The sequence below is a fragment of the Pseudomonas sp. HN2-3 genome (genome assembly GCF_020691745.1).
Classification (GTDB): domain Bacteria; phylum Pseudomonadota; class Gammaproteobacteria; order Pseudomonadales; family Pseudomonadaceae; genus Aquipseudomonas; species Aquipseudomonas capeferrum.
In genome coordinates this window covers 1,617,631-1,644,549 of record NZ_CP085704.1, presented here as the reverse complement: position 1 = coordinate 1,644,549, position 26,919 = coordinate 1,617,631, and the positions used below count along the sequence as shown (strand labels likewise).

21 protein-coding genes and 3 tRNA genes are annotated in these 26,919 nt (G+C 64.7%); 7 read left to right on the top strand and 17 right to left on the bottom strand.

Features of this window, described 5'->3' with window-relative positions:
- The first annotated feature begins 427 nt into the window (after positions 1–427).
- Genes LJX93_RS07495 through LJX93_RS07485 form a run of 3 tightly spaced genes read left to right on the top strand, consistent with a single transcriptional unit; the run spans position 428 to position 5,897 of the window.
- On the top strand, positions 428–1,666 hold the full coding sequence (locus tag LJX93_RS07495) for an exonuclease SbcCD subunit D C-terminal domain-containing protein (RefSeq protein ID WP_033700507.1): 1,239 nt from the start codon (positions 428–430) through the stop codon (positions 1,664–1,666).
- Entirely contained in the window at positions 1,663–5,307 is a 3,645-nt protein-coding gene (locus tag LJX93_RS07490; RefSeq protein WP_095064851.1) for an AAA family ATPase, read from the top strand. The genes LJX93_RS07495 and LJX93_RS07490 overlap by 4 nt, the downstream gene beginning before the upstream one ends.
- On the top strand, positions 5,304–5,897 hold the full coding sequence (locus LJX93_RS07485) for a glutathione S-transferase (protein ID WP_227696893.1): 594 nt from the start codon (positions 5,304–5,306) through the stop codon (positions 5,895–5,897). Before LJX93_RS07490 ends, LJX93_RS07485 begins: the two co-directional genes overlap by 4 nt.
- Positions 5,898–6,046: 149 nt before the next feature.
- Here the strand turns inward: LJX93_RS07485 and LJX93_RS07480 are convergent, their stop codons facing one another.
- The 11 genes from LJX93_RS07480 to LJX93_RS07430 all read right to left on the bottom strand — a co-directional run bounded on the left by LJX93_RS07480 (position 6,047) and on the right by LJX93_RS07430 (position 18,002).
- Positions 6,047–6,226, bottom strand: a complete 180-nt coding sequence (locus LJX93_RS07480; RefSeq protein ID WP_033700510.1) for a hypothetical protein — start codon at positions 6,224–6,226, stop codon at positions 6,047–6,049.
- A 123-nt stretch (positions 6,227–6,349) separates the two neighbouring features.
- Positions 6,350–7,480 (bottom strand): lactonase family protein, encoded by a 1,131-nt coding sequence (locus LJX93_RS07475; protein WP_218573827.1) that lies wholly within the window; start codon positions 7,478–7,480, stop codon positions 6,350–6,352.
- Positions 7,446–7,736 carry a DUF5629 family protein gene (locus LJX93_RS07470; protein ID WP_156311532.1) on the bottom strand — a complete coding sequence of 97 codons (291 nt, stop codon included), beginning with the start codon at positions 7,734–7,736 and terminating at the stop codon, positions 7,446–7,448. The genes LJX93_RS07475 and LJX93_RS07470 overlap by 35 nt, the downstream gene beginning before the upstream one ends.
- Before the next feature lie 125 nt (positions 7,737–7,861).
- Positions 7,862–10,237, bottom strand: a complete 2,376-nt coding sequence (locus LJX93_RS07465; protein WP_033701489.1) for an efflux RND transporter permease subunit — start codon at positions 10,235–10,237, stop codon at positions 7,862–7,864.
- 20 nt (positions 10,238–10,257) lie between these two features.
- The gene (locus LJX93_RS07460) at positions 10,258–11,298 is read right to left on the bottom strand and encodes a WD40/YVTN/BNR-like repeat-containing protein (protein ID WP_033700513.1); all 1,041 of its coding nucleotides are present in this window, start codon (positions 11,296–11,298) and stop codon (positions 10,258–10,260) included.
- A gap of 186 nt (positions 11,299–11,484) precedes the next feature.
- Positions 11,485–14,142: an aminopeptidase N gene (gene pepN / locus LJX93_RS07455; RefSeq protein ID WP_227696892.1), complete on the bottom strand. Its 2,658-nt coding sequence runs from the start codon at positions 14,140–14,142 to the stop codon at positions 11,485–11,487.
- A gap of 13 nt (positions 14,143–14,155) precedes the next feature.
- Positions 14,156–14,986 (bottom strand): DUF2797 domain-containing protein, encoded by an 831-nt coding sequence (locus LJX93_RS07450; protein WP_033700515.1) that lies wholly within the window; start codon positions 14,984–14,986, stop codon positions 14,156–14,158.
- Complete coding sequence (locus LJX93_RS07445) at positions 14,983–15,243, bottom strand: YeaC family protein (RefSeq protein WP_033700516.1); 261 nt, start codon at positions 15,241–15,243, stop codon at positions 14,983–14,985. The genes LJX93_RS07450 and LJX93_RS07445 overlap by 4 nt, the downstream gene beginning before the upstream one ends.
- 13 nt (positions 15,244–15,256) lie before the next feature.
- A complete protein-coding gene (locus LJX93_RS07440; RefSeq protein WP_033700517.1) occupies positions 15,257–16,144 on the bottom strand; it encodes a rhomboid family intramembrane serine protease in 888 nt (295 codons plus the stop codon).
- A complete protein-coding gene (locus LJX93_RS07435; protein WP_033700518.1) occupies positions 16,141–17,112 on the bottom strand; it encodes a metallophosphoesterase in 972 nt (323 codons plus the stop codon). Before LJX93_RS07435 ends, LJX93_RS07440 begins: the two co-directional genes overlap by 4 nt.
- On the bottom strand, positions 17,112–18,002 hold the full coding sequence (locus LJX93_RS07430; RefSeq protein WP_033700519.1) for an NAD(+) kinase: 891 nt from the start codon (positions 18,000–18,002) through the stop codon (positions 17,112–17,114). The genes LJX93_RS07435 and LJX93_RS07430 overlap by 1 nt, the downstream gene beginning before the upstream one ends.
- Positions 18,003–18,045: 43 nt before the next feature.
- Here LJX93_RS07430 and LJX93_RS07425 point away from each other — a divergent pair, with 43 nt between their 5' ends.
- Positions 18,046–19,023, top strand: coding sequence for a DUF1853 family protein (locus LJX93_RS07425; protein ID WP_077068645.1), 978 nt, complete (start codon positions 18,046–18,048; stop codon positions 19,021–19,023).
- Positions 19,024–19,241: 218 nt separating this feature from the next.
- Complete coding sequence (locus LJX93_RS07420; RefSeq protein ID WP_033700521.1) at positions 19,242–19,787, top strand: cytochrome b; 546 nt, start codon at positions 19,242–19,244, stop codon at positions 19,785–19,787.
- Here the strand turns inward: LJX93_RS07420 and LJX93_RS07415 are convergent.
- On the bottom strand, positions 19,778–20,677 hold the full coding sequence (locus LJX93_RS07415) for a 1-aminocyclopropane-1-carboxylate deaminase/D-cysteine desulfhydrase (protein WP_371856434.1): 900 nt from the start codon (positions 20,675–20,677) through the stop codon (positions 19,778–19,780). The two genes, LJX93_RS07420 and LJX93_RS07415, sit on opposite strands and share 10 nt — an antisense overlap.
- A 74-nt stretch (positions 20,678–20,751) precedes the next feature.
- Complete coding sequence (locus LJX93_RS07410; protein WP_227696891.1) at positions 20,752–22,788, bottom strand: NADPH-dependent 2,4-dienoyl-CoA reductase; 2,037 nt, start codon at positions 22,786–22,788, stop codon at positions 20,752–20,754.
- Between the two features lie 189 nt (positions 22,789–22,977).
- Here LJX93_RS07410 and LJX93_RS07405 point away from each other — a divergent pair, with 189 nt between their 5' ends.
- Positions 22,978–24,096: a nitrilase-related carbon-nitrogen hydrolase gene (locus LJX93_RS07405; protein ID WP_033700524.1), complete on the top strand. Its 1,119-nt coding sequence runs from the start codon at positions 22,978–22,980 to the stop codon at positions 24,094–24,096.
- A gap of 4 nt (positions 24,097–24,100) precedes the next feature.
- A complete protein-coding gene (locus LJX93_RS07400) occupies positions 24,101–25,141 on the top strand; it encodes an AraC family transcriptional regulator (RefSeq protein WP_227696890.1) in 1,041 nt (346 codons plus the stop codon).
- A 266-nt stretch (positions 25,142–25,407) separates the two neighbouring features.
- On the opposite strand, the gene LJX93_RS07395 is transcribed toward LJX93_RS07400, so the two are convergent.
- The 4 genes from LJX93_RS07395 to LJX93_RS07380 form a co-directional block, all read right to left on the bottom strand.
- Positions 25,408–26,205 carry a DUF2242 domain-containing protein gene (locus LJX93_RS07395; protein WP_047583557.1) on the bottom strand — a complete coding sequence of 266 codons (798 nt, stop codon included), beginning with the start codon at positions 26,203–26,205 and terminating at the stop codon, positions 25,408–25,410.
- Between the two features lie 187 nt (positions 26,206–26,392).
- Positions 26,393–26,469 (bottom strand) — tRNA-Asp (locus LJX93_RS07390).
- A gap of 141 nt (positions 26,470–26,610) precedes the next feature.
- Positions 26,611–26,687, bottom strand: a tRNA-Asp gene (locus LJX93_RS07385).
- Between the two features lie 101 nt (positions 26,688–26,788).
- Positions 26,789–26,865 (bottom strand) — tRNA-Asp (locus LJX93_RS07380).
- Between the last annotated feature and the right edge of the window lie 54 nt (positions 26,866–26,919).

Below are 26,919 nucleotides of genomic sequence, written 5' to 3'. Positions count from 1 at the left end.
TCAGCGCCTATGAGATCGAGCGCCGCCCGCGCGGCGCTTCGCGGGGCAAGTCGGATCGCCGCACCGCCGCTCCCACATCTGTTTCGGGCCAGTGAGGCCTGTGCCATTTGCGCGCGACCGCCTTGTTTGTCCGACGCGATATTGTGGCGGGCACCAAAGGGCCGCGCGCCAATGCATCAGGCATAACTGGCCCGAAACAGATGTGGGAGCGGGCTTGCCCCGCGAAGCGCCGCGCGGGCGGCGCTCGATCTGATAGGCGCTGAAAGACTCATGACATGCACCTGTACGCCCACATCCATTCCCCCACATGCAATCCCCCCAGGCATGCCCCTCTCCCCCACCATTGAGTTACCATACCCCCCCTGCGCAACGCCCATCATCCAAGCCAAGCCCCCCGCTTGCTCGACTCGACACCAACAGGTCATCCATGCGTCTGTTTCATACCTCCGACTGGCACCTGGGCCAAAGCCTGCACGGCCAGGAACGCGATTTCGAACACGCTTGCTTCCTCCACTGGCTGCTCGGCCAACTGCACCTGCGCCAGCCGGATGCGCTGCTGATCGCCGGCGACATCTTCGACACGGTCAACCCACCGGTCAAAGCCCAGGAGCGCCTCTACGACTTCATCGTCCAGGCCCACGAGCAACAGCCCAAGCTGGACATCGTGATGATCGCCGGTAACCACGACTCCGGCTCGCGCATCGAACTGCCCGCAGCATTGATGCGCCGCCTGCGCACTCACGCCCTGGGCCGTGTGCACTGGCTCGACGAAGGCCAGCTGGATGCCGAGCGCCTGCTGATCCCACTGACCAACGCCCGCGGCAAAATCAGCGCCTGGTGCCTGGCGCTGCCCTTCCTGCGCCCCGCGGAAGTGACCGGCCCGCAGTTGGGTGACGACTACCTGCAAGGCATCACCCAGGTGCACCAGCAACTGATTGCCGCCGCCCTGCAAAAACGCAAGAAGGACCAGGCACTGGTCGCCATCAGCCATGCCCACATGGCCGGCGGCGCCGTGTCGGAAGACTCCGAGCGCAGCCTGATCATCGGCAACGCCGAGGCCTTGCCGGCCAAGCTGTTCGACAAGGCCATCAGCTATGTCGCCCTGGGCCACCTGCACAAGCCGCAGAAGGTCAACCGCGAAGACCGCATTCGCTACAGCGGCTCGCCGATCCCGCTGTCGTTCGCCGAGATCAACTACCCGCACCAGGTGCTGGAGGTAGAGCTGGACGGTGCCGAGCTGGTCAGCGTCGAAGCGCGCCCGGTGCCTCGCGCCGTGGCCCTGCAACGCATCGGCCCGGCACCGCTTGGCGAGCTGCTGGCACAGCTCGCCGAACTGCCGGTGATCGACCTGCTCGAAGACCCTAACCGCCAGCCCTGGCTCGAAGTGCGCGTCGTGCTGGACGAACCGCAGCCCGACCTGCGCCAGCAAATCGAAGGCGCCCTGCAAGGCAAAGCCGTGCGGCTGATCCGCATTGGCGCCGAATATGCCGGGCGCGCCAGCGCCGAGGACGACGACCTGGCCTTCGTCGAACTGTCCCAGATGACCCCGCAAGACCTGTTCAGCCGCGCCTGGGAGCAAGCCTACGGCAACCCCGCCGATGAACAGGCCTTGGCCGACTTCGCCCTGCTGTTGCAGGACGCACAGCTGGAAGAGGAACAGCCATGAAGATTCTCGCCATCCGCCTGAAGAACCTGGCATCCCTGGCCGGCCCGATCGACATCGATTTCACCGCTGAGCCCCTGGCCAGCGCCGGCCTGTTCGCCATCACCGGCCCGACCGGCGCCGGCAAGAGCACGCTGCTCGATGCCCTGTGCCTGGCCCTGTTCGGCACTGTCCCCCGGCTCAACGACATTGGCCGCGAAGCCAAGGTGCCGGACGCCGACGGCGAGATCCCGACCTCTGACCCACGCAATCTGGTGCGCCGAGGCACCGGCAGCGGTTTCGCCGAAGTCGACTTCGTCGGCATCGACGGCCGTCGCTACCGTGCCCGCTGGGAAGCCAACCGCGCCCGCGACAAGGCCAACGGCAAACTGCAACACAGCCGCCAGAGCTTTTATGACCTGGACAGCGAGCAGGTACTGGCCAGTGGCAAGCAGGAATACAAGCAACTGGTCGAAGCGCGCCTGGGCCTGAACTTCGAGCAGTTCACCCGCGCGGTGATGCTGGCCCAGAGCGAGTTCGGCGCCTTCCTCAAGGCCGACGACAAGGAACGCAGCGAACTGCTGGAAAAGCTCACCAACACGGCGATCTATACCCGCCTTGGCCAGCGTGCCTTCAGCAAGGCCCGCGAGGCCGGCGAGGCGCACAGTGCCCTGAAGGACCGCGCCAGCCACCTGTTGCCCATGCCGAGCGATGCCCGTGCCGAACTCGACCAGCGCCTGGAGCAGGCACAGCAGCAGTTCAAGGCCGACCAGGCGCAAGAGCGCCAGCTCGAGCAGCAACGTACCTGGCTCGATGAACAGCGCCAGCTGCAGGTACAGCAGGGCGAAGCCAGCTCAGCATTGCAGGCCGCCGAGCAGGCTTGGCAGCACCTCACCGATCAGCGCCTGGACCTGGAGCGCCTGGAGCGCCTGGCGCCCCAGCGCCACCAGTTCCACCGTCAGCAGGCCCTGGCGGCGCAGCTCGCGCCGTTGGCCAGCGAGCTCAGCGAACAACACCGCCAGCAGAGCGACCTGCAAGGCCGCATCGGCGAACTTGAACGGGCCCTCGAATCAGCCCGTCAGGCGCTGAGCCAGGCCCAGGCCAGCCAGGGCGAAAACGCCCCGCGCCTGCGCCAGGCTTTCGCCGAGCAAGACACCCTCACCCGCCTGGAGCAAGAACTGGCCAAGGCCCGCGAGGCCGGCCAGCAGGCCGACCTGGCCGCCGCCGAGCTCGAGCAACAACTGCAGCAGTTGGCCGAGCACCAGCAGCGCGGCCAGCAGCAACTGGCGCAGATCGACACTGCTCTGGCCGAGAGTGCCCCCCTGGCTGCCCTCACCAGCGCCTGGCAGGCTTATCGCCCACAGCTACAACAGTTGCTGCAGATCGGCAACCGCCTGAACCAGGGCGGCGAAGAGCTGCCGGGCCTGCAGGCCCAGGCCAGCCAGGCCAATGCGCAGTTGCAAACCCAGCGCGACGCCCTCGAAGTGCTGTTCCGCGAAGCCGCAGCAGAGCCCCAGGCCCTGGCCGAACAGCTCGACCTGCTGGGCGGCATGCTGCAGGAAAACCGCAAACAGCAACGTGCCGTGGAACAACTGTCGCGCCTGCATGCCCGCGAGCAGGAGCTGCAACAGGGTATCCAGTCGTTGCGCGAACGCCAGCAACTGGCCCTGCAGCAACGCCAGCAACTGATTGGCGAAGGCACCGCCGCCAAGGCCGAGCTTGAAGCTGCCGAGCAGGCGCTGGCGCTCACCCGGCAACTGCTGGAACGTCAGCGCCTGGCGCGCAGCACCAGCGTCGAAGAACTGCGTGCGCAATTGCACGAGGGCGAACCCTGCCCGGTCTGTGGCAGCGCCGAGCATCCCTTCCATCAGCCCGAAGCGCTGCTGCAAAGCCTGGGCCGGCATGACCAGGCCGAAGAAGCGACGGCCCTGGCACAGGTCGAGCACTTCAATTCCCGCCTGATCGAGTTGCGCACCCAGGTGGGTGTGGTCAATGGCCAGATCAAGGAGTATCAGCATCAACAGGCGCAACTGAGTGAGCAGTTGCAGCCGCTGGCCGAGCAACTGGCGGCCCATGCCCTGTGGCCCGCACTCAGTGCCCATGAAGACAAGGCCCGCAGTGCCTGGCTGGACAGCCAACTGCGCCGCCTCGACCAGGAAATCGGCCGTGACGAACAGCGCCAAGCCACGCTGCTGACCCTGCAAAGGGATGCCACCCGCCTCAATCAGCAGTTGCAAGCCGCGAGCGAAGCCCAACAGCAGGCACAACGCCGCCTGGACCAGCAGCACCAAGCTCTGGCCGCCGACCAGGAACGCCTTGAGCAGGCCTTGGCCGATTTCGCCAACCTGCTGCCGCCCCCTGTGCTGCAGGCCCTGCGCGATGAGCCGGCGCAGGCCTTCCTCAGCCTCGACCAGCAGATCGCCCAGCGCCAGCAACAGCTGGACCAGCAAAAGGACGAACTGCAAGAACATCAGCAGCGCCTGCAACAGCTGGAGCGCCTGCACGACCAGCAGCAAACCCGCGTGCAGCGCCAGCAAGAACTGCAACTGCAGGTCAGCGGGCTGGCCGAACAGATGGACAAGGCCCGCGCCGCCCTGGCCGAGCTGCTGGGTGAACACCCGCGTGCCGAGGACTGGCAACGCCATCTGGAGCAACAGGTAGAGCACGCCCGCACAGGCGAAGCCGAGACTGCCGAGCAGTTGCAACAGGCCCGCACCCATGCCCTGCAGCTGGCCGGCGAACTCAAGGCCAATAGCGCCCGCCAGCAGGCTTTGGACCACGAACACCAGCAGTTGCAGGGTGAAATCGCTCAGTGGCGCGCCGCACACCCCGAGCTCGACGATAGCGGCCTCGACCGCCTGCTGGCCATGGACGACGCACAAGTGGGCGAACTGCGCCAGCGCCTGCAAGTTGCACAAAAGGCCATCGAACAAGGCCGCGTGCTGTTGCAGGAGCGTGAACAGCGCCTGCAGCAACATACCGCGCAAGCCAGCGTCGAGGCCACGGCCGAAGACCTTGAGCAGTCCCTCGCAGCACTGCGCGCGTTGCTGGCCAACCATGAACAGCAGTGCGCCGAGCTGCGCGCCGCCCAGGCCGAAGACCAGCGTCGCCAACTGGCGTATCAGGCGCTGGCCGAGGACATCGAACAGGCCCATCAGCAATGGCAGCGCTGGGCGCGCCTGAATGCGTTGATCGGTTCGGCCTCTGGCGATGTGTTCCGCAAGATCGCCCAGGGTTACAACCTCGACCTGCTGCTGCACCATGCCAACAGCCAGTTGCGCCAGCTGGCGCGTCGCTACCGCCTCAAGCGCGGCGGCAGTGCCCTGGGCCTGCTGGTGCTGGACACCGAGATGGGCGACGAGCTGCGCTCGGTGCATTCGCTGTCGGGCGGTGAAACCTTCCTGGTATCGCTGGCCCTGGCACTGGGCCTGGCGTCGATGGCCTCGAGCACCCTGCGCATCGAATCGTTGTTCATCGACGAAGGCTTCGGCAGCCTCGACCCAGAATCACTGCAACTGGCCATGGATGCCCTCGACGGCTTGCAGGCTCAGGGCCGCAAGGTCGCGGTGATCTCCCACGTGCAGGAGATGCATGAACGCATCCCGGTGCAGATCCAGGTGCGCCGCCAGGGCAACGGCCTGAGTGACGTCGAGGTGTGCGGGTGATCCTCTACTCGTTCCGCCGCTGCCCCTGGGCCATGCGCGCGCGCCTGGCCCTGCGCTATGCCGGGTGCGAGATACGGGTCGAGGAAGTGGCGATGAAGAACAAACCGGCCGCGCTGCTGGCGTTGTCGCCCAAGGGTACGGTGCCGGTGCTGGACACCGGTACCGGCGTGCTGGAGGAAAGCCTGGACATCATGCGCTGGGCGCTGGAACGCAACGACCCGCAGGACTGGCGGCTACGGGCGGACCCGGCGGCGGCGCAACAGGCCGAGGCGCTGATCGCCCGTAACGACTCCACGTTCAAGGCGCAGGTGAACCTGTACAAGTACGCCGAGCGATACCCTGAGCATTCCCGCGAGCACTACCGCCAGCAGGCCGAAACCTGGCTGGCAGCGCTTGAAGTACTGCTTGAAGGCCGGGCTTACCTGCTGGCCGATCATCCGAGCCTGGCCGATGCCGCGTTGCTGCCCCTGATGCGCCAGTTTGCCGGGGTCGAACCGCAGTGGTTCGCCGAGGCGGCTTATCCGCGGGTGCGGAGCTGGCTGGAGGGGTGGCTGGCGTCGGACCTGTTCAAGGCTGTCATGGCCAAGTGACCTGACACGGCCCTTGTGTAGGAGCGGCCTTGCGTCGCGAAAGGGGCGCGTAGCGGCCCCAAGTTCTGTGTCGCTACACAGATTGCTGGGGCCGCTGCGCAGCCCTGTTCGCGACGCAAGGCCGCTCCTACACAAAAGCCGGGTAGTGCTCAGTGGCCGTGCTTGCCACTCAAGGCTGCATGAAAATGCGCGCTCTGGCGCAGGTACTGCTCGGTATAGCTGTGGGTACTGGACGCCTTGCTGCTGGTGTCGGCATGGGCCTGTGCCGGCAGCACGACCGAAGCGGAGATGGCGGATGCGGCGATGACCGGGAAGAGATTGAAGTTCATCTGGGCTTACCTCGACGGCGGTGGTTTGACGTTGGCCCGTTTGGGCCTTGGGTCAAACTTACGCCGCCAAGGTCGCCGCTAGAAATTCATTGCGACAGTAACCATTATCACGCTGATCGATAGTCACTCGATGAATTTCAGGTCCGACGGCGCATCCTGTGGCAGCGTCTGCACCGTGTCCCCCAGTTTGCCGCTACGCGGATCGCGGCGCATGACCACAATCTGGTTACTCTTCTGGTTGGCCACCAGCAGGAAGTTGTCGCTGGGGTCCAGGGCAAATTCCCGAGGGTGATCACCTTCGACCGAACGGCGCTGCAAGAACGCCAGTTGGCCGTCATCCTTACCTACGCTGAACGCCACGATCTCGTTGGCCGTGCCCCGATTGCTGACATACAGGAAGCGCCCATCCGCCGACAGGTGCAAGCCACCACCGGCTTTGGCCGCGGCATCCTGGCGCTCGGTCAGGTGCAGGCGCTGGCGTTCGACAAGGTTGCCTTCCTGAACATCGAACATCACCACCTCGGCGCTCATTTCCAGGGTCAGGTAAGCATGTCGCCCCTTGCCGTCGAACAGCAGGTGGCGCGGGCCGCTGCCCGGCGGCAAGGCCACCGAAGCAGGAATCGCCGGTGTCAGTGGGTGGTCTGCGCTGGCGCCATCGTAGCGATAGATGAACACCTTGTCGGCGCCCAGGTCGCTGGCATACAGGTGCTGCCCATCCGGCGACAGCACCAGCGAATGCACATGGGCGCCGGCCTGGCGTTCGGGGTTGGCGCCACTTGGCTTGTGCCGGGCCTGCTGCACCACCGCCTTGAGCTTGCCGTCCTTGGCCACCGGGATCACCACCAGGCTGCCACCGGGGTCTGGCTTGACCGCGTAATTGGCAACGAACAGGTAGCGCTGGTCGCGGCTGAGGCTGGCGTGGGTTGGCTCGTCGCCCCGGCTGGCCACCTGGTTGAGGGGGTTGATCTCGCCTTTGCTGCTCACGCTGAAACTGCTGACGTGGCCCTGAACGGTTTCGTTGACCGCGAACAGTTGCCGCTGGTCGGCCGAGAGCACCAGCCAGGAGGGGCTCACGCTCTTGACCACCTGTTGCGGGGTGGGGTCGATATGGCCTGTCGTGCTGTCGAACTGGTAGCGGTAGATACCTTGGCTGGCGCCATCGGTGTAGCTGCCCACCAGCAGTGTGGCAGCCTGGGCATTGAGGGTCAGGGTCATCAGGCTAGCGGTCAGCAGGCTCGTCCAGATTCGCTTCATCGTCGTCTTCATCCGGGGCACGAAAGGCACTCATACAGACTAGACGATGCTCGCCCTGGGCATCGCTGAGCTGCCACTCGTCACCCGTGGCGATGGCGGTGGCGACCTGTTCGGCGGTAAAAGCCCAGCGGCGCAGCTGGCGGCCGTCCATGCATTCGACGGTGAGACCGGTTTCGTTGGCGGTGAAGTCGAAGGCGTGCAGGCCGTCGATCAGCAGCATGTCGCAGGCTGCGAGGGCGGTGGCAAGGGGGGACATGGGGGGTACCAGTTAGAGAGGTGCCGGCATTATAACCCTGGGGCTGCTTTGCAGCCCATTGCGACGCAAGGCCGCCCCCACATTGCGTCGCGAAGGGGCCGCAACGCGGCCCCCAGATACAGCAATCAGTGGGCGAAAATCGACCCACCCTCCTTGCCCACCATCTTCTCGGGCTTGATCAGGAACCGCGCCAGCGCCGGCAGCAGCCACAGCGCACCGAACATGTTCCACAGCAGCATGAAGGTCAGCATCAGGCCCATGTCGGCCTGGAACTTGATCGCCGAGAAGATCCAGGTGCACACGCCAATGGCCAGGCACAACCCCGTGAACAACACGGCCTTGCCAGTCGAACGCAGGGTTTCGTAGTAGGCCTCCTGCAACGGCAGGCCTGCGCGCAGGAAGCTTTCCAGGCGGCTGTAGATGTAGATGCCGTAGTCCACGCCAATGCCCACGCCCAAGGCCACTACCGGCAAGGTGGCGACCTTCACGCCAATGCCCATGTAGGCCATCAGTGCATTACCCAGCACCGATGTCAGCACCAGCGGCAGGACGATGCACAAGGTCGCGGCGAACGAGCGGAAGGTGATCAGGCACATCACCGCCACGCAGATGTACACCAGCACCAGAATGGTCAGTTCGGCCGACTTGATGACCTCGTTGGTGGCCGCCTCGATCCCGGCGTTGCCGGCTGCCAGCAAAAACTGCAGGCCTTCCTTGTTGTGGCTGTCGGCAAAGGCCTTGGCGGCGGCGGTAACCCGTTCTAGGGTCTCGGCCTTGTGGTCGTTGAGGAACACCAGCACCGGCGCCAGCGAGCAGTCGGCGTTGTACAGGCCGTCGGCGCGGGCGATGGAGTTGTTGAGAACGTCCGGGTTGCGCGACAGGGTCTCCCATTTCAGGCTGCCCTCGTTCATGCCCTTGATCACCTGCTTGGACACGGTCACCAGCGAGATCGCCGACTGCACGCCCGGGGTGTTCTCCATGGTCCACATCAGCTCGTCGATCGGCGCCATTGTCGAGTGGATCGAGCAGCTTTCCGACGGCGTCTTGACCATGATCACCAGCACGTCCGAGCTGGTCGAATAGTTGCTGATGATGAAGTTGTTGTCCTGGTTGTAGCGTGAGTCCGGGCGCAGTTCCGGAGCGCCCTGGTCGAGGTCGCCGATCTTCAGGTTCTGGCTGTACCACAGGCCACCGGCGAACATCACCAAGGCCAGGCCAATCGACACCGGCGCCACCTTGGCACTGGCGAAGTTGGCCAGCAGGCGCCAGAACGGGTGTTCACGGGTCGCATCCTTCTTGCTGCGCTCGACGGCCTTGTTGCTGATGCCCACATAGGAGATCGCCACCGGCAGCAGGATCAGGTTGGTAAAGACGATGACCGCGACACCGATCGAAGCGCCGATGGCCAGCTCGCGGATGACCCCGATGTCGATGATCAGCAAGGTGATGAAGCCCACGGCATCGGCGAGGATGGCGATCATCCCGGGCAGGAACAGCTGGCGGAAGGTGCGCCGGGCCGCAGTCAGGGCGTTGTCGGCGTCGCTGGACTGCAGGGCGATGCCGTTGATCTTCTGCACCCCATGGGAAATGCCGATGGCGAAGATCAGGAAGGGCACCAGCATCGAATACGGATCCAGGCCGAAGCCCACCGCATGCATCAACCCCAGTTGCCAGACCACCGCCACCAGGGTGGTGATGAGCACGGCGATGGTGCTGCGGATGCACCAGGTAAACCAGTACAGCAGCACACAGGTGATGGCCAGGGCCACGCCGAAGAACATCACCACCATCACCAGGCCGTCGATCAGGTCGCCGACCTTCTTGGCGAAGCCGACGATATGGATCTTCACGTTGGGGTTCTGTGCCTGGAACTTGTCGCGGATCTTTTCTTCCAGCTGATGCGAGAACTGCTGGTAGTCGAGTTTGACCTGCTTGCCCTGGTCCTGCGGGTCGGGGTAGCTCTCCAGCAGCGGCACGTCAACGATAGTGGACTTGAAGTTGTTACCCACCAGGCGCCCGACCTGGCCGGACTTGAGCACGTTGTCGCGCAACGCGTCGAGGCTTTCGGCCGAGCCGTTGTAGGTATTGGGGATCACCTCGCCACCCGAGAAGCCTTCTTCGGTCACTTCGGTCCAGCGCACGCTGGGGCTCCACAGCGACTTCAGCCCGGCGCGGTCGACACCGGGGATGTAGAACACCTCGTCATGGATCTGGCGCAGGGTCTCCATGTAGTCCTTGTCGAAGATGTCGCCGTTGACCGCCTCCACGGAAATACGCACGGTATTGCCGAGGTTGGCCAGGTCGTTGCGGTGCTCCATCATCTGCTCGATGAACGGGTGTTCGAGCGGGATCATTTTTTCGAAGCTGGTCGAGGGGCGAATCTGCGTGGCCTGCCAGAACAGGAAAATGCTGACCAGCACGCACAGGGCGATGACCACGGGGCGATTATTGAAGATCAGGCGTTCGAGCAGCGTGGCCTTGTCCTGATGATGCGGGTGCATGGTGATGCTCTCCCTGCTGGTCATGGGCGCGGCTCCTCGGCAGCCTGGTCGGCACCTTCGGCGGTGGCCAGGTGCACACCACCCTGCCCCACCAGCAGCAAGCCGCCCGTGGACAGGCCAGTGACGCCGGCCAGGGCGATGCGGTCGGCGCGGTTGTAGACGCTGAAAGTTTGCCCGTCGTCATGGCTGCGCAACACACTGCCGCCGTTACCGACCAGCACCACGCTGCCATCCTCGACAAGCGTAGCGCTTGCCAGGCCGAATTCGAGGGCGCCGCGCGCGGCCTTGAGCGCGATCGGCTGCCAGCTGTCACCGAAGTCCGTTGAACGGAACAGGTTGCCGCGCAGGCCGTAGGCCAGCAGGGTCTGCGGCTGGGCGGTGCCGATCACACCGAACAACGAGCCCTCGTAAGGGCCGTCGACCTTGGCCCAGGCCTGGCCGTTGTCGCTGGAGCGGAACATGCTGCCCTGCTCGCCGACAATGAATAGGCCGGCACCCTTGATCACGGCGATGCCGTTGAGGTGAAACTGGTCGGGGTTGTCCAGCCGCTCGGCGACGTCCTGCCAGTGCTGGCCGCCGTCCCGGGTTTCCAGCAAGGCGCCATAGGCACCTACGGCAAACCCGTGCTGGGCGTCGAGGAAGGTGACATCGAGCAACGGGGCTTCACGGGTAAGGTCTTCGAACTGCTTGCTCCAGGTCGCGCCGCCGTCGGTGCTGGCGAGGATCTGCGCATCATGGCCGACTGCCCAGCCACGCTTGTCGTCGAGAAAAAACACGGCGGTGAGCAGTTGCCGGGTGGGCACCCGCGCCTGGGTCCAGGTCTTGCCCTGGTCGTCGGAGAACAGGATATGACCGCGATCGCCCACCACTACCAGGCGCTTGCCGGCGTGGGCGGCGTCGATCAGCAGGCTCTGGCTGGCCTTGGCCGATTCGGTCGAGTATTCGTCGGCGGCAGCGGCTTCGACGCTGCCCGTCCACATTCCCAATGCCAGCGCCAGCATCGCACCGGCGGCCAGCGGCCAGGCACCACGCCTGGGCTGCGCCATCAGCTGCTCCCTCATGACTGTCCCCTGTTGTGTTCTTCTTAGTGGGTCAATGCCTTGCAGGTACTGCGAAAAGCCTGTGGTAGAGGCCTGCAATAGCTTGGGGGGATCGTAGCGGGGAACGTTGCGCGGATACAACGAGCGGGACGTTATGTTTTGTTAAGCACATAAAAGGCTGGGGCCGCTTTGCGGCCCCACTGGCAATCAAGCCAGGCTCTTGCTCACCACTTCATACACATCACTGGACAGCGCCCCAGAAGCGAGGATCCGCTCCAGTTCGCCCTTCATCAACGCCTGACGCGCAGCGTCATACTTGCGCCAGCGGGTCAGCGGTGCCAGTTGACGCGAAGCAATCTGCGGGTTCAGCGCATTCAGCTCGATCACCAGGTCTGCCAGGAAGCGATAGCCCGAGCCATCCGCCGCATGGAAGTTGACCAGGTTCTGCCCGGCAAAGGCACCCACCAGCGCGCGCACCTTGTTCGGGTTTTTCAGGGTGAACGCCGGGTGCTGCATCAGTGCCTTGACCCGCGCCAGCCCGCCCGGCAGTGAGCTGGCGGCCTGCACGCTGAACCACTGGTCCATGACCAGCGGGTTGTCCTTGAAGTGCTCGGCGAAGGTTGCCAGCGCCTTGGCCCGCTCAGCCTCGAACGGCGAGTTGACCAGTACCGCCAGGGCCGTCAGGCGTTCGGTCATGTTGTCGCACTGGTCGAACTGCTCCAGGGTCGCTTCCAGCACCTGCGGCTTGCCGCTCAGCATCAGGTACGACAGGGCGATGTTCTGCAGGCTGCGGCGGGCGAAGTGCTCGGCCGAAGCGACGTAGGCCGTGCTGCGCGAGGCCTCGCGGTGCGCCTGATAGCGCGCCCACAGGCCATCGAACAACTGCTCGGCGATCTGCTGGCGAGCGAACTCGCGGGCGGCGTGGATGGCATCGACGTCGGCCACCTGGCTGATCTCGGTGAGGTAGGCCTCGCCCGGCAGCGACAGCATCTCGGCGACCATGGCAGCGTCCAGCGACGTGTTGCCCAGCACGGTGCCAAGCGCACTGATCAGGCGCTGGTCGAGCTTCAGCGCTTCGCCGCGCTGATGCTGGCCAATCAGCTCCTGCAGCACCTGCACCGACAGTTGCTGGCCCGCTTCCCAGCGGTTGAAGCCGTCGCTGTCATGCTGCATGAGGAACATCAGCTGGTCGCGGTCATACGGGAAGCTCAGCTTCACCGGCGCGCTGAAACCACGCAGCAGCGAGGGCAGCGGCTTGGCCGTGATGCCTTCGAAGGTGAAGGTCTGCTCGGCCTCGGTCACCGACAGCACGCGGCTGCTGCCGGCAGCGGCGGCTTCGCCGGCCAGGCGCAGTGGCAGGTCGTTGCCTTCGGCATCCAGCAGGCCCAGTTCGACCGGGATCACAAACGGCAACTTGTCGGCCTTTTCCGGCGTCTGCGGGCAGCTCTGGCGGAACGTCAGGCTGTAGGTCTGGGCACCCGCGTCATAGGCTTCGCTCACCTCAAGGCGCGGCGTGCCGGCCTGGCTGTACCAGCGCTTGAACTGTGTCAGGTCGACGCCGTTGGCATCTTCCATGGCCTTGATGAAGTCGTCGGTGGTCACCGCCTGGCCATCGTGGCGTTCGAAGTACAGGTCGCTGCCCTTGCGGAAGCCCTCGGCGCCCAGCAGGGTGCGGACCATGCGCACCACTTCGGCACCCTTCTCGTACACGGTCAGGGTGTAGAAATTGGAGATTTCGATGAAACTGTCCGGGCGTACCGGGTGGGCCATTGGGCCGGCATCTTCCGCGAACTGGTGGGTACGCAGGTAGGCGACGTCCTCGATGCGCTTGACCGTGCGCGAGTTCATGTCGGCGCTGAACTCGGCGTCGCGGAACACCGTGAAGCCTTCCTTGAGCGACAGTTGGAACCAGTCGCGGCAAGTTACGCGGTTGCCCGACCAGTTGTGGAAGTACTCGTGGGCGACCACGCCTTCGACCCGCTGGTGGGCGGCGTCGGTGGCGGTTTCGGCGCGGGCCAGCACGCAGCTCGAGTTGAAGATGTTCAGGCCCTTGTTTTCCATGGCGCCCATGTTGAAGTCATTGACCGCGACGATCATGAAGATGTCCAGGTCATACTCACGGCCGTAGACTTCCTCGTCCCAGCGCATGGACTTCTTCAGGCTGACCATGGCGTGGTCGCACTTGTCGATGTTCTCGGGTTCGACGTAGATACGCAGGGTCACGTCGCGGCCCGACTGGCGCGTGAAGCTGTCCTCGACGCACCACAGGTCACCGGCCACCAGGGCGAACAGGTAGGCCGGTTTCATGAACGGGTCTTCCCAGGTCGCCCAGTGCCGGCCCTCTTCAGCCGGCCCGCTGCCGATCGGGTTGCCGTTGGACAGCAGCACCGGGTAGCGATGCTGCTCGGCGATCACCGTGGTGGTGAAGGTGCTCATCACATCCGGGCGGTCGAGGTAATAGGTGATCTTGCGGAAACCCTCGGCCTCGCACTGGGTGCAGAACATCTTGCCGGACTTGTAAAGGCCTTCCAGCGCGGTGTTGCTCTCGGGGTGGATCTTCACGCTGGTGTCGAGGGTGAAGCGCTCGGCCTTGGGGTGGACCGTCAGGCTGTCGGCTTCAAGCTGGTAGTCGCTTGGCTGCAACTCCTGATCGTCCAGCGAGGCGCGCAGCAGTTCGAGCTGCTGGCCGTCGAGCACCAGTGGCGGCAGGCCGGCACCGCGTGCCGGGTTGCGGCGCATGACCAGTTGCGCATGGACCAGGGTGTGGTCCTCGAACAGCTCGAAGGTCAGGTGCGTCTCGTCGATCAGGTACTCGGGCGCCTGGTAGTCCTTGAGGTAGATCACTTGCGGTTGTTCGGTACGCATGTGCAGGTCCTTTTTACTGGAGCACGGCCAACTGGTAGGCCGTGTACTTGCGAATGTTGATCACGCCGGTGTCGAAAATCAGGTACTGGCCCTTGATGCCCAGCAGCGTGCCTTCCACCACCGGGTTCTTGTCCAGGTTGAAGCTGACGATCTTCGTCGGGTAGGCCTCGACCGGGTAACGCATCTGCACCACCTCGGCATCCGGCAGCAGCTGCAGCGCCTGCAGGCCAAAGCGTGCCTGCAGCTCGCGCAGGCCGTCGGCGCAGGCATCGAAGATCTGTTCGCGGATGGCGACCAGGTCCAGCACTTCGGCGTCGCCCTTGAGCAGTGCACGCCAGTTGGTGCGGTCGGGTACCTGGCTGCGCAGCACGTCTTCGACCAGACCTGATTGCTGGCGGGTGGCCACGCGCATGATCGGCAGGGCCTGGCTGGCACCCTGGTCGAGCCAGCGGGTGGGCAGTTGGGTGGCGCGGGTGATGCCGACCTTGACCCCCGACGAGTTGGCCAGGTAGACCACGTGGTCGGTCATGCAGAACTGCTCGCCCCAGGACGGCTCGCGGCAGGTGCCGGCGTCGTAGTGGCAGCGTTCCGGGGCCATGATGCAAATGTCGCACTGGGCCAGCTTGGTCATGCACGGGTAGCAGTAACCCTGGCTGAAGCTGGTCTTGGTGCGCTTGCCGCAATGGCTGCAATGAATGGCGCCGAGGTACTCCAGGCGCAGGCGCTGGCCGATCAACGGGTTGACCGGTACCTGCTCCTCACCCAGGCGAAAGCTGTATTGCACGACCGGTGCTTCCAGGCGCACCGCCATCTTGCTCAAAGAGCCACGAGCGAGTTCGATCAATGTACCGAGTCCGACTTGAACAGAATGTTAGCGATCGGCGCCGACTTCGACGCGCATTCCTGTGGGCCCATGTAACCGGTGCGCTGATCTTCGGGGAGGTTTTGCATCTCCCAGGCGATCACGGCCTGCAACGACAGCTCTTTCTGTTCGACAGTGAGCTTGCGGCCATCGGACCATTTACCGATCTCCACGGCCGTTTTCAGGCTCTCGTAGATTTCGGGGGTAATGTTTTCGATCATTTGCGCGAAAGTGGACATAGCGTCTCCTAATTCAAGCCGACAGTTTACGCCGGGCCATCCCGCCACCCAAGAGCCCTGTCAGGCATCCGATGAGCAACCCGCCGACGTGGGCGGCATTGGCGATCTGGCCAAAGCCGAGCTGGCCGACCACCCCGGTCAGGCACACCACCAGCCAGATGAGCATCATCACCAGCACGCCCTTGGGCAGGTTGAAGTGCGGGTTGGGCGCCAGCCACTGGTACAGCCAGATATGCCCAAGCAAGCCGTAGAGCACGCCAGACAGGCCGCCGAACAGGCTCGGGCCGCTGGTGTAGTGCTGGGCCAGGTTGGACACCAGGCTGAACAACAGGGTCAGGCCCAGCAACAGCCACGGACCCTGGCGCAGTTCGATGCGCTTGCCCAGCTCCCAGTACCACAGGCTGTTCATGGCCAGGTGCAGCACGCCGAAGTGCAGCAGCATCGGTGACACCAGGCGCCACCATTGGCCCTCGGCGAGGCCTTGGGCCAGTGGGGTGAAGTACAGGTAGTCGCCTTGTACGCGGAAATCGAGGAAGGTGAACCAACCGATGGTCGAGAAGTTTTCGCCAAGGCTGGTGAGGCCCGCGACGATGAAGCACAGCAGCAGGATCACGGTGGTGACCTTGCAGGCTTTTGCCTGGTCCTTCAGGGAGGGCTGGGTGGCGGCAGTCGCGGTTGAACCCGCTGCCATTGGCGCCTGGGCAAGCTCAAGGTCGGCGTTGCCGTCCGGGAAGCGCTGGTAGAGTTGCAGCACGTCTTCGGCCAGGGTATCGGGCGCCCAGAGCACCTGGGCATCGCCTTCTTCGCTGACCCGGTGCGGCACCTGCAAGCGCTGCAGCAGATGGACGAAGCCGCTGAGGTCGACCGACAGCGGCAGACGCATCACTTCGATTATGTTCATTGATTGGCCTGTGGGCGATCGACGTCGACCCAGACGAACTTGTGCGGGTCGATACGGGTTTCATCATCCAGCCGATAGGCTGCCAGCTTGCCATAGAGCACGGCGCTGTAGTCCAGGCAGGCCAGGTTGTCGCGTATCGGCGCCGGGCGGCCGCTGCGCCAGTAATGGCCGACGAACAGCAAGGGTTCGTCCTCGGCGTAGCGCAGCAAGGCGTTCTTCTGGGTATGGCTGAGCGGCGTGCTGGCGACTGCCTCGGGCAGGGCATCGGGCTGGAACACGATGTCGCCATAGGTTTGCGGGTCTTCTTCCCAGAATTTGGTGCGGAAGAAGGCGCGGGTCAGGCCATCGCCACCGGTCAGGGTCAGCCCGTCCGGCAGGCGCATGTCGGTGCCCCGCAGCAGGCGATTGCACACCGTGGCGGCGAAACTGCCGGGCACGGCCGAGGCCTGGATGAAGTGTTGGTCGATGCGCCCATTCGGGTATTGCTGGCGTAGCGGCTCGATCAACCGGGGGTCCCAGCAGGCGTGCACCAGGCGGAAGCGCCCGGCGTCGACGAACAGCGGCAATTCATAGAACCAGTTGACGAAGTCATGCCAGTCGCCGGGGTGGTGGGCGAACTGGGTCAGGGTCTCGTCGATCAGCCGGGCGTGGCGTGGCGTGTGCTCGCGCACATGGGCCTTGCCGCTGCCGGGCAGGGCCGGGGTAACCCAGCCCAGGGCGTTGTACTCATGGTTGCCCATGATGCAGAACGCCTGACCGGCCTCGACCATGTCGTGCACGATGTGCAAGGCCTCGCGGATACGCGGCCCACGGTCGACGATGTCACCGAGGAACAGTGCCTGGCGCCGTGGGTGGCGCCAGACGCCCGCCACACGCTTGTAACCCAGGGCGTCGAGCAGGCGTTCAAGGGTCAGCGCACAACCATGCACGTCACCGATGATGTCGAAACTTCGCGCCGGATCGAGCATCAGTCGTCCCTGCTGCCAAGGCGGCTGCCCCAGCCGAGTTTGGTACGGCAGACTTCGTAGTAATTGTGGTCCAGCGGATGGATCAGGCGCAGTTTCTGCGGCTTCTTGCTCACCGTGATGGTGTCGCCGGGGGCGCAGGTGAAGTGGTTCTGGCCGTCACAGGAGACCTGCGGATAGATCTGCAGGTCCTTGGCCACGACGATCTTCAGTTCGCTGTTGCCGTCCACCACGATCGGCCGGCCCGACAGGGTATGCGGGTACATCGGCACGATGACGATGGCGTCGAGCTTGGGGTGCATGATCGGGCCGCCCGCCGACAACGCATAGGCGGTCGAGCCGGTCGGGGTGGCGACGATCAGGCCGTCGGCCTTCTGGCTGCAGACGAACTGGCCATCGATGTAGATCTCGAACTCGATCATCCGCGTCGATTTGCCGGGGTGCAGGACCACATCGTTGAGCGCATCGCCTTGGCCGATGGCCTCGTGGTGCCGGCGCACTTCGGCCTGCAACAGGAAGCGGTTTTCTACCAGGTAGTGACCGTCGAGCACTTCGGCGACCTTTTCTTCCAACTCGTCGGGGCGGATATCGGTAAGAAAGCCCAGGTTGCCGCGGTTGATGCCCAGCACCGGAATGTTGTGCCGGGCCAAGGCGCGGGCGGCGCCGAGCAGGCTGCCATCACCACCAACGACGATGACCAGGTCGCAGACCTCGCCCAGCAGCTTGCGCGTGGACGTCTGCAGGCCGTGGCCGGGCAGCACTTCGGCGATGGTGTCCTCGAGGATCACATGCAGGTGGCGCTCGATGAGGAATTTTTTCAGTCGGCGAATGGTGTCGAGCACCTGTGAGCTGCCAAGGCGTCCGATGATACCGATATTGCGAAATTGCTCCATGGGGCTCCTGCGAGGCTCTGCGGCGGGTGACTATGCGCCGATTATGGGCGAAACGACCGGGCAGCGGCAAACCGGCTATGCTCGCTGGATGATGCCCTTCGCCGAACTCCACGACTTGCCCCGCCAGTTGCGCCGCCCTGCCGTGCGCGACCTGGCCTGGACACTGCTGTCCCCACCGCTGCTCAGCGCCCCGCCCTGCCCCCAGCGCCACCCGCTGGCAGGCAGTGCCTGGGCCGATGAGCCGCAGCGCCTGAAAGCCTGGTTGTTGGCCTTGGATGCCGATGACCAGCCGCTGCGTGACGGGCTGGCGAGGCTGACCAGCCGGCGCCTGGGGCTTTACTACGAAAGCCTGTGGCAGTTCGCCCTGGGCCAGGCGCCGGGTATCGAGCTGCTGGCGGCCAACCTGGCGATCCGCGAAGGTGGGCGCACGCTGGGCGAGCTGGATATCTTGCTGCGCGACGCTGAAGGCACCCACCACCTGGAGCTGGCGATCAAGCTTTACCTGGGGCCGGACCACAGCGGTGGCCGCGACCCCGCGCAGTGGCTCGGGCCGGGGTGTTACGACCGATTGGGCAGCAAGCTGGCGCACCTGGCCGGGCATCAGTTGCCCATGTCTAGTGGTGCGCACAGCCGTGTGGCGCTGGCCGGGCTTGGCGTGCAGCAGGTGCAGGCGCATCTGTGGCTTGCGGGTTATCTGTTCTACCCATGGCCAGGGCATGCAGAACCGCCTGAGGGGGCCAACCCGCTGCATCTGCGCGGGCGTTGGTTACGCCGGCGGGATTGGCCAAGGGCCACAGCTGAACGTTGGCAGCCCCTGCCGCGCAATGCCTGGTTGGCGCCAGCGCGGGTCACGGCCGAGGCGTGCTGGACAGTGCAGCAGTTCGAGGCTTGGCTGGCGGGGTTGGATGAGCAGGCGCCGGCGCAGATGCTGGTCAGGTTGCACATGCAGGCCGATGGGGCCTGGCATGAAGTAGAGCGGGTATTTTTGGTGGCCGATGGCTGGCCGGCGCTGAGCGAGTAGGTGGGTTTGTGCGCAGGGCTTGAGGTTTGTGGCGCCCAGAAGATCGAGCGCCGCGCTGGCGGCGCTCGATCTCATAGGCGCTAAAAACCTCAAGCCCTGCCCCACCGGCCAAACACCTTTCACCGACCCAGCGCAAAGCATCCCCTCAAATCAGCAGTTACAGTTACCCGTGAGCGCCAGCAAGAGCGCCACCTTAAACCTGATGACGAGGATCAAGCATGGTTTCACTCACCCCGACGCCTCATTACGCGCGCCTGTCCATCGCCCTGCACTGGCTGATGCTGGTGCTGCTGGCCGCCGTCTACGCCTGCATCGAGTTTCGCGGCCTGTTCCCCAAGGACAGCGCTGAGCGCAACCTAATGAAGGACCTGCACTTCATGCTGGGCCTGACGGTGTTTGTGCTGGTCTGGCTGCGCCTGGCGGTACGCCTGAGCCGCCCCACCCCGCCCATTCTGCCCAAGCCCCCTGCATGGCAGACCGGCCTTGCCCACCTGATGCACCTGGCACTGTACCTGTTGATGATCGGCCTGCCCCTGGCCGGCTGGCTGATTCTCAGCGCCGCCGACAAGCCGGTACCCTTCTATGGCCTCGAGCTGCCCCACCTGATCGGCGCAGACCCGGACCAAGCCAAGTTCATCAAAGGCTGGCATGAGCGCGTCGGCAGCTGGGGTTACTGGCTGATCGGCCTGCATGCGCTGGCCGGGCTGTATCACCACTACGTGCAACGCGACAACACGCTGCTGCGCATGCTGCCCTACAAGTAACCGCGTCGGCCTTGCAGGCCACCGGTGTGCAGCACGATCAGGCGGGTGCCGGGCGGGAATACGCCGGCCTCGACCTGCTCACGCAGCGCCAGCAAGGCCTTGCCGGTGTAGAGCGCTTCAAGCGGCACGCCGGTGCTGCGCTCGCAGGCGTCGATGAACCCCAACAGTTCGTCGTCGACCCGGGCAAAGCCGCCCCGGCAGGCATCGTGCAGCCTATAACCACTGTCGCCGACCAGTTGGCTCACATTCTCCGCCACGCCATGATCGCCTGGCACCGCCAGCGCGCCGTGCACGTCATGCGCGCCGGCCTCTTCCAGCACCAGGCCAGCCAGCGTGGTACCGGTACCCACGGCCAGCCACCAGGCGCTGTAATCGTCCCAACCGATGCCGGCCAGCTGTGTACGCGCCTGCGCGACGATCAACCCGCAGCCTTGCGCGCCCGCCATGCCGCCACCGCCTTCGGGGATGCAGTGCCAGCCGGGGTAACGTGCCTGCCAGGGTTGCCAGAACCCCGCTTCATGGCGCGCACGGTAGCCACCATAGCCCAGCCAGTGCACGTGCATGCCCAGCGTCTGCAGATCACGCACCGTCGGGGTGTCCTGGGCATGGCCACGCAGCAAGCCGGCGGTGGCGAAGCCAAACCGTTTGCCGGCGGCGGCCAGGGCGTGCAAGTGGTTGGAGTGGCTACCGCCCAGGCTGATCAGGCCGGGGGCGCCTGCTTCATGGGCTTGTGCAAGGTGGTGGCGCAGCTTGAACCACTTGTTGCCGCTGATCAAGGGGTCGATCAGGTCCAGGCGCAAGATGGCAGCTTCGACGTTGGCGCTTTGTAGCCAAGGCAGGGTCAGGGGGTGCAGAGGGGCCTGGGGGAGGTTCAAGAAATCGATGGACATGGATCGGGGCCTGAGGCGGATTCATCAGTCTATCAGTGAAACAGCGGGGGGCCGCAAAGCAGCCCCCGGCCCTATCAAAGCTCGGCAGCCAGGCGCGAGCCTTGGTTGATCGCCCGCTTGGCATCCAGCTCCGCTGCCACGTCCGCGCCGCCGATCAAATGCACCGACTGCCCTGCGGTCACCAGCCCGTCGTACAACTCACGCAGCGGCTCTTGCCCGGCGCAGATCACCACGTTGTCCACCGCCAGCAGTTGCGGCTCACCGCCGCCGACACGAATGTGCAAACCGGCGTCGTCGATATTCAGGTATTCAACGCCATTGAGCATCTGCACCTGTTTGTTCTTCAGCCCTGCGCGGTGGATCCAGCCGGTGGTCTTGCCCAGACCGTCACCTACCTTGGACGCCTTGCGCTGCAGCAGGAACACCTGGCGTGCCGGCGCGTGCGGCGCGGCCTTGATTCCGGCCACGCCACCGCGGGCCTCAAGCTGGGTGTCGATGCCCCACTCTTTCCAGAACGCGTCACGGTCCTGGCTGCTTGCCACACCCTGATGCACCAAGTATTCGGACACATCGAAACCGATACCGCCGGCCCCAATCACCGCGACGGCCGCGCCGACCGGCTTGCGTTCGAGCAGCACATCCAGGTAGCTGAGCACCTTGGCGTGCTCCACCCCCGGGATCGCTGGGATGCGTGGCGCGATACCGGTGGCCAGGATGACCTCGTCGAAGCCGCCGTCCACCAGCGCCTGTACATCGACGCGGGTGTTCAGGCGCACGTCCACGCCTGTGCTGCTGAGCTTGTTGGCAAAGTAGCGCAGGGTCTCGAAGAACTCTTCCTTGCCCGGCACCCGCTTGGCCACGTTGAACTGCCCACCGATCTCGCCAGCGGCATCGAACAGCGTCACCTGGTGGCCACGCTCAGCGGCCACAGTGGCGGCCGCCAGGCCGGCTGGGCCTGCACCGACCACGGCAATACGCTTCACCGCGCGCACAGGCAGATAGTTGAGCTCAGTCTCGTGGCAGGCGCGTGGGTTGACCAGACAACTGGTCAGCTTGCCGCCAAAGGTGTGGTCCAGGCAGGCCTGGTTGCAGCCGATGCAGGTGTTGATTTGATCAGCGTGCCCGGCGGCGGCTTTGTTGACGAAGTCCGGGTCGGCCAGGAACGGCCTCGCCATGGAGACCATGTCGGCGTCGCCTTCGGCGAGCACCGCCTCGGCCACTTCCGGGGTGTTGATGCGGTTGGTGGTGATCAGCGGAATGTTCACCGCCCCCCGCAGCTTGGCGGTGACCTTGCTGAACGCCGCACGCGGCACCTTGGTGGCGATGGTCGGGATGCGCGCCTCGTGCCAACCGATGCCGGTGTTGATCAGGGTCGCACCGGCCTGCTCGATGGCTTTGGCCAACAGCTCGATTTCATCCCAGGTGCTGCCACCCTCGACCAGATCGAGCATCGACAGGCGGAAGATGATGATGAAGTTCGGGCCCACGGCCTCACGTACGCGGCTGACGATTTCCACGGCCAAGCGCATGCGGTTGGCGTAGCTGCCACCCCAGCGGTCGGTGCGGTGGTTGGTGTGGGCAGCGAGGAACTGGTTGATGAAATAGCCTTCCGAACCCATTACCTCGACGCCATCGTAGCCCGCACGCTGGGCCAGTACGGCGCAATTGACGAAGTCGGCGATCTGCTTCTCGATGCCCGCTTCGTCCAGCTCCTTGGGCTTGAACGGGTTGATCGGCGCCTGGATCGCACTCGGCGCGACCTGGCGCGGGCTGTAGGCGTAGCGCCCGGCATGCAGGATCTGCAGGCAGATCTTGCCGCCCGCGGCGTGTACCGCGTCAGTCACGATGCGGTGCTTGTCGGCTTCTTCTTCGGTGCTGAGCTTGGCGGCGCCAGAATAGACCCCACCTTCATCATTAGGCGCGATGCCGCCGGTGACCATCAGGCCGACGCCACCCCGGGCGCGCTCGGCAAAATAGGCCGCCATGCGCTCGAAACCACCGGGCCGCTCTTCAAGGCCGGTGTGCATCGAGCCCATCAGGGTGCGATTGCGCAAGGTGGTGAAGCCGAGGTCGAGCGGTGCGAGCAGGTGCGGATAAAGGTCGGCAGCCATGGAAGGTCCCCATGTGGCGTGATCACGGAATGCGGGTACCTCGCCAGCCGGCGGGCCCGTCGTTTATCTGCCGATGACATTAAACAGGCGTTTGAACAGGCTCAATGATCGAAACTGACAACTTATTGATCCTCCCTCACAGCACGGCTACCCTAGACAACTCTGACTTCCAAGGCGCAGTACCGCTTCATGCGAAAACTCCTGGCAAGCGCCCTGGCGCTGGTGATGATCGCCGCCGTGTGCGGCTACGGCTTCTGGACCCAGCAGCGCCCGGAAGGCCATTACCTGTCCGACCTGCGCATCGAGCTCGCGCTCAACCATGGCGTGCCGGGCGAACACGGCAACCTGCTGGGCGTCGAGCCGCTGCTTTACCCAAGTGACTACCAGAACCTGCAGCGCCTGCACCGCAAGCTCTCGGCCTATCTGCAGCAGGCCCGAATGCAGGGGCTGGTTGGCCCACGCACGGTGGTGGTGTTGCCGGAGCACATCGGCACCTGGCTGTGGGCGCGCGGCGAAAAGAACGAGCTGTACCAGGTCACGCAGAGCCGCGAGGCCTTGCAATGGCTGGAGCTGAGCAACCCGCTGCGCTATGGCCTGGCGATGCTGCGCGCCAACGCCGACGACTGGCGCACCGACGCGCACTTGCGCATGAAGGCCGAGCAGATGGCCGCCGACTATCAGCAGCTGTTCGGTGGCCTGGCCAAGGAGTTTGGGGTAACCCTGGTGGCTGGCTCTATCGTGCTCCCTGCCCCTTATGTCAAACAGGGCGTGCTGCACGCCGGCAGTGGCCCGCTGTACAACAGCAGCGTGGTGTTTGCCGGCGACGGCTCGCTGCTGGGCCAGCCCCAGCGCCAGCAGTACCCAGACAGCGAAATGCGCCGCTACATCCATGATGGCCGCCAGCACCCGCTGCAGGTCCTGCAAACCCCCGCCGGGCGCCTCGGTGTACTGATCGGCAGTGACAGCTGGTACCCGGAAAACCACCAGCAACTGGAGCAACAGTCGGTCCAACTGATCGCCAACCCGGTGTTCCTCAGCGGCAAAGGTAGCTGGCAGGCGCCCTGGCGCGGCAACCGCCACCAGCAAGCGGCGGCCGAGCTTGCCTTGCAGCGTGGCGAGGTAAGCGAGCAAACCGCCTGGCAGCGCCTGACCCAGGCGGCTGGCGCAGGTGTCAGCAGCATGAGCGTGTTCATGCGCGGGCAGTTCTGGGAGCAGGCCGGCGACGGCCAGGGCTTTGCCCATCAATCGGGCGAACTGCTGGCGGGCAACCCTAGCCATGGCGCCCGCCTGCTGAACCTGTGGTTGTGACCCCGTGGCCCGCCCCCGCGTGCGCCTGGGTGACCTGTCGGTAGGCTTCGTCCAGCCATTGGCAGGGGCTGTGCGCGCGCTGGGCCATGACCCAGCGCCCCTGCTGCGGCGCTATGGCCTCGATGCTGCGCGCCTGGCCGAAGCGGGCGCACGCTTGTCGATCCCCCGCTACATGCACCTTGGGCATGCCGCCATCACGCTCTGCTCAGAGCCGGCCCTGGGCCTGCACATGGGGCGCCTCAGCCGCCTGGCCCATGCCGGCCTGGCGGGCATCACGGCGGCCCAGGCGCCAACCCTGGGCGAAGCGGCGCGCACCTTGCTGCGCTTCGAGCCGCTGTACGCTGCCAACTACCGGGGCCACTCAAGCTTTCAGGAAGATGCCCAGGGCGCCTGGCTGCGCTTCTACTCCATCAGCCCGTACAACACGTACAACCGTTTCGTGGTCGATTCGTTGCTCGCCGGCTGGCTGGCACAACTGGGCGACCTGACAGGCACCGTGCTGCAGGCCGAACGGCTGGATATTGAATTTGCAGCGCCCGACTATGCCACTCAGTATCAGCCGCTGTGCTGTACCCCGGTGCAGTTCGCAGCCGCTGGCAATCAACTGCGCCTGAGCCGCGCCACGCTACAGATAGCCAACCCGCAGCATTGCCCGAGCACCTGGCAGCACCTGCTGCAACTCTGCGAAGCCGAGTTGCTCCAGCGCACACGGGTACGCAGCCTGGGTGAACGCATCACGCACCTGCTCGGCCCGTTACTCAATGGCGGCCGCGAACCGGACCTGGACGAAGTGGCCCAGAGCCTGCAACTGCCCACCTGGACATTGCGGCGCAAGCTGGCTGAGGAAGGCACGCGCTTTCGCGACGTGCTGAACGAGACACGGCGCGACCTGGCCGAAACCTACATCCGTGACACGGCGCTGGCTTTCGGCGAAATCGCTTATCTGCTGGGGTTTGCTTCGGCAGAGGCTTTCCAGCGCGCATTCAAGCGCTGGACCGGCCTCACGCCGGGGGAGTTTCGCCGCAGTCAGCGGCAGGCCGGCTAAAGCTCGGTGGCGTCCTCGGCAGGTTCCGGGGTATCCAGTTCGTATGCCTGGAACTCGAGCAGCTCTTCCTGATATTCGTCCATTGCCCTGCGTCCTCTTTTCTCATCTGTCTTCGTAGGTGTCGCCTTCAACCTAAGCAGGTTGGGTGAAGGAATGATGACAAGCTCATGAGAAGTAAACGTAGCAGGTATCGAACGCGCTATCGGCGCCCGTCTGTAACAGGGAATGTGTGCTGTGCCCGCGCGTAGCCGCAGGCGCAAAGAGGCTCAGAGGGTGGCCGGCGGGGCTTCAGCAGGTTGCGCCTGGATCGGTGCCGGCTCTGCCGGCGGTGCTACAGGTTGCGAGCCCTGGCTGTCATTGACCACAGGCGCCGCTGGCACCTCGGCGGCCGGGGCAACGGCGGCAGGCGCTGGGGCGGCTGCGGGAACCGCTGCTGGGGCGGCAGCCGCCTGCTCTGGCAGCCCCAGGTCAACTGCGGGCTTTTCTACCTTCGGCGCAGGCGCCTCAGGCTCGACCTTGGCCTTGCTGACCTTCTTGGGCTTGGGCAGATAGCTCTCCACCAGTGCGAAATACCGGTCGTAGAACTGCGCCGCAGTCACCGTCTCGCTGGCCACCTTGACCATCGAGTCGTCACTCGAACCGATCGGCATCGACACCGAACCCAGCACGCCCACACCCAGGCTGGCGGAGGTATTGGACTTCTTCAGGCTGTAGCGATCCTGCAGGGCGTTGGCGAACATGGTCGAACGCTGTTCGTCGCTCACGTCTGGCGCGCAGGTGACGTTGAAACTGATCTGCAGGTGGTTTTCGCTGTTCTGCTGGAAGCTCTTGTTGCCGGTAACCTGGTTGGCACCGCTGCTGGTGATGATATAGCCCTGGCTGAGCAAGGCACGGCGAGCGGCCTCGCAGGAGCCGGCATCGGTCACCGGAAAGCTGCGCGAGAACGTCCCCGAGTCGTCGAAGTTCTCGTGCTCGTAGATGGCCGTTTTTTTCGAGGAACAACCGGTCACGCCCGCCAGCACCAGGGCCAGCCCGAGCGCACCAAAGACGGATGATCTGGTCATTGCGAATTCCGGGTAAGTCGAGAAGGTGCCTATTGTGCATCAGCGCGCACAGACACTGAAACCGTTCATCCGTGAAGAGTCTGTCAGCTTCGTGTAAAGGTGGCCGAGCTGGCCGTGATAACGAAAAAAGCGACCCTAAGGTCGCTTTTCACGTTGCTTCGAGGTGTTCAGGGCCTCGAGGCGAAGATGGCGCAGCGGACGGGACTCGAACCCGCGACCCCCGGCGTGACAGGCCGGTATTCTAACCGACTGAACTACCGCTGCGTATCGCTTGGGCTTGCGCCCGGTGAAACCTGCTTTGCCTGCTTACTGGCCAGAGGCACAGTTTTATCAGGCACAAAAAAAGCGACACGTTGATCGCTCTTTTTGTTGCTTCGAGGCGTTCAAGGGGCCTCGAAACGAAGATGGCGCAGCGGACGGGACTCGAACCCGCGACCCCCGGCGTGACAGGCCGGTATTCTAACCGACTGAACTACCGCTGCGTATCATTCAGGCTTGCGCCCGATTGAAACTGGGATCGACCTCAGGCATATTTGCCTTTCGGTCTCAGACCGGTGCAAGGCACCCATCTGTTACTAAAAAGTGGCGCAGCGGACGGGACTCGAACCCGCGACCCCCGGCGTGACAGGCCGGTATTCTAACCGACTGAACTACCGCTGCGCATAATGGCTTATCAGGCCTTGTTCCTCTCTGGCGATCGGCTTCTTTCGAAGC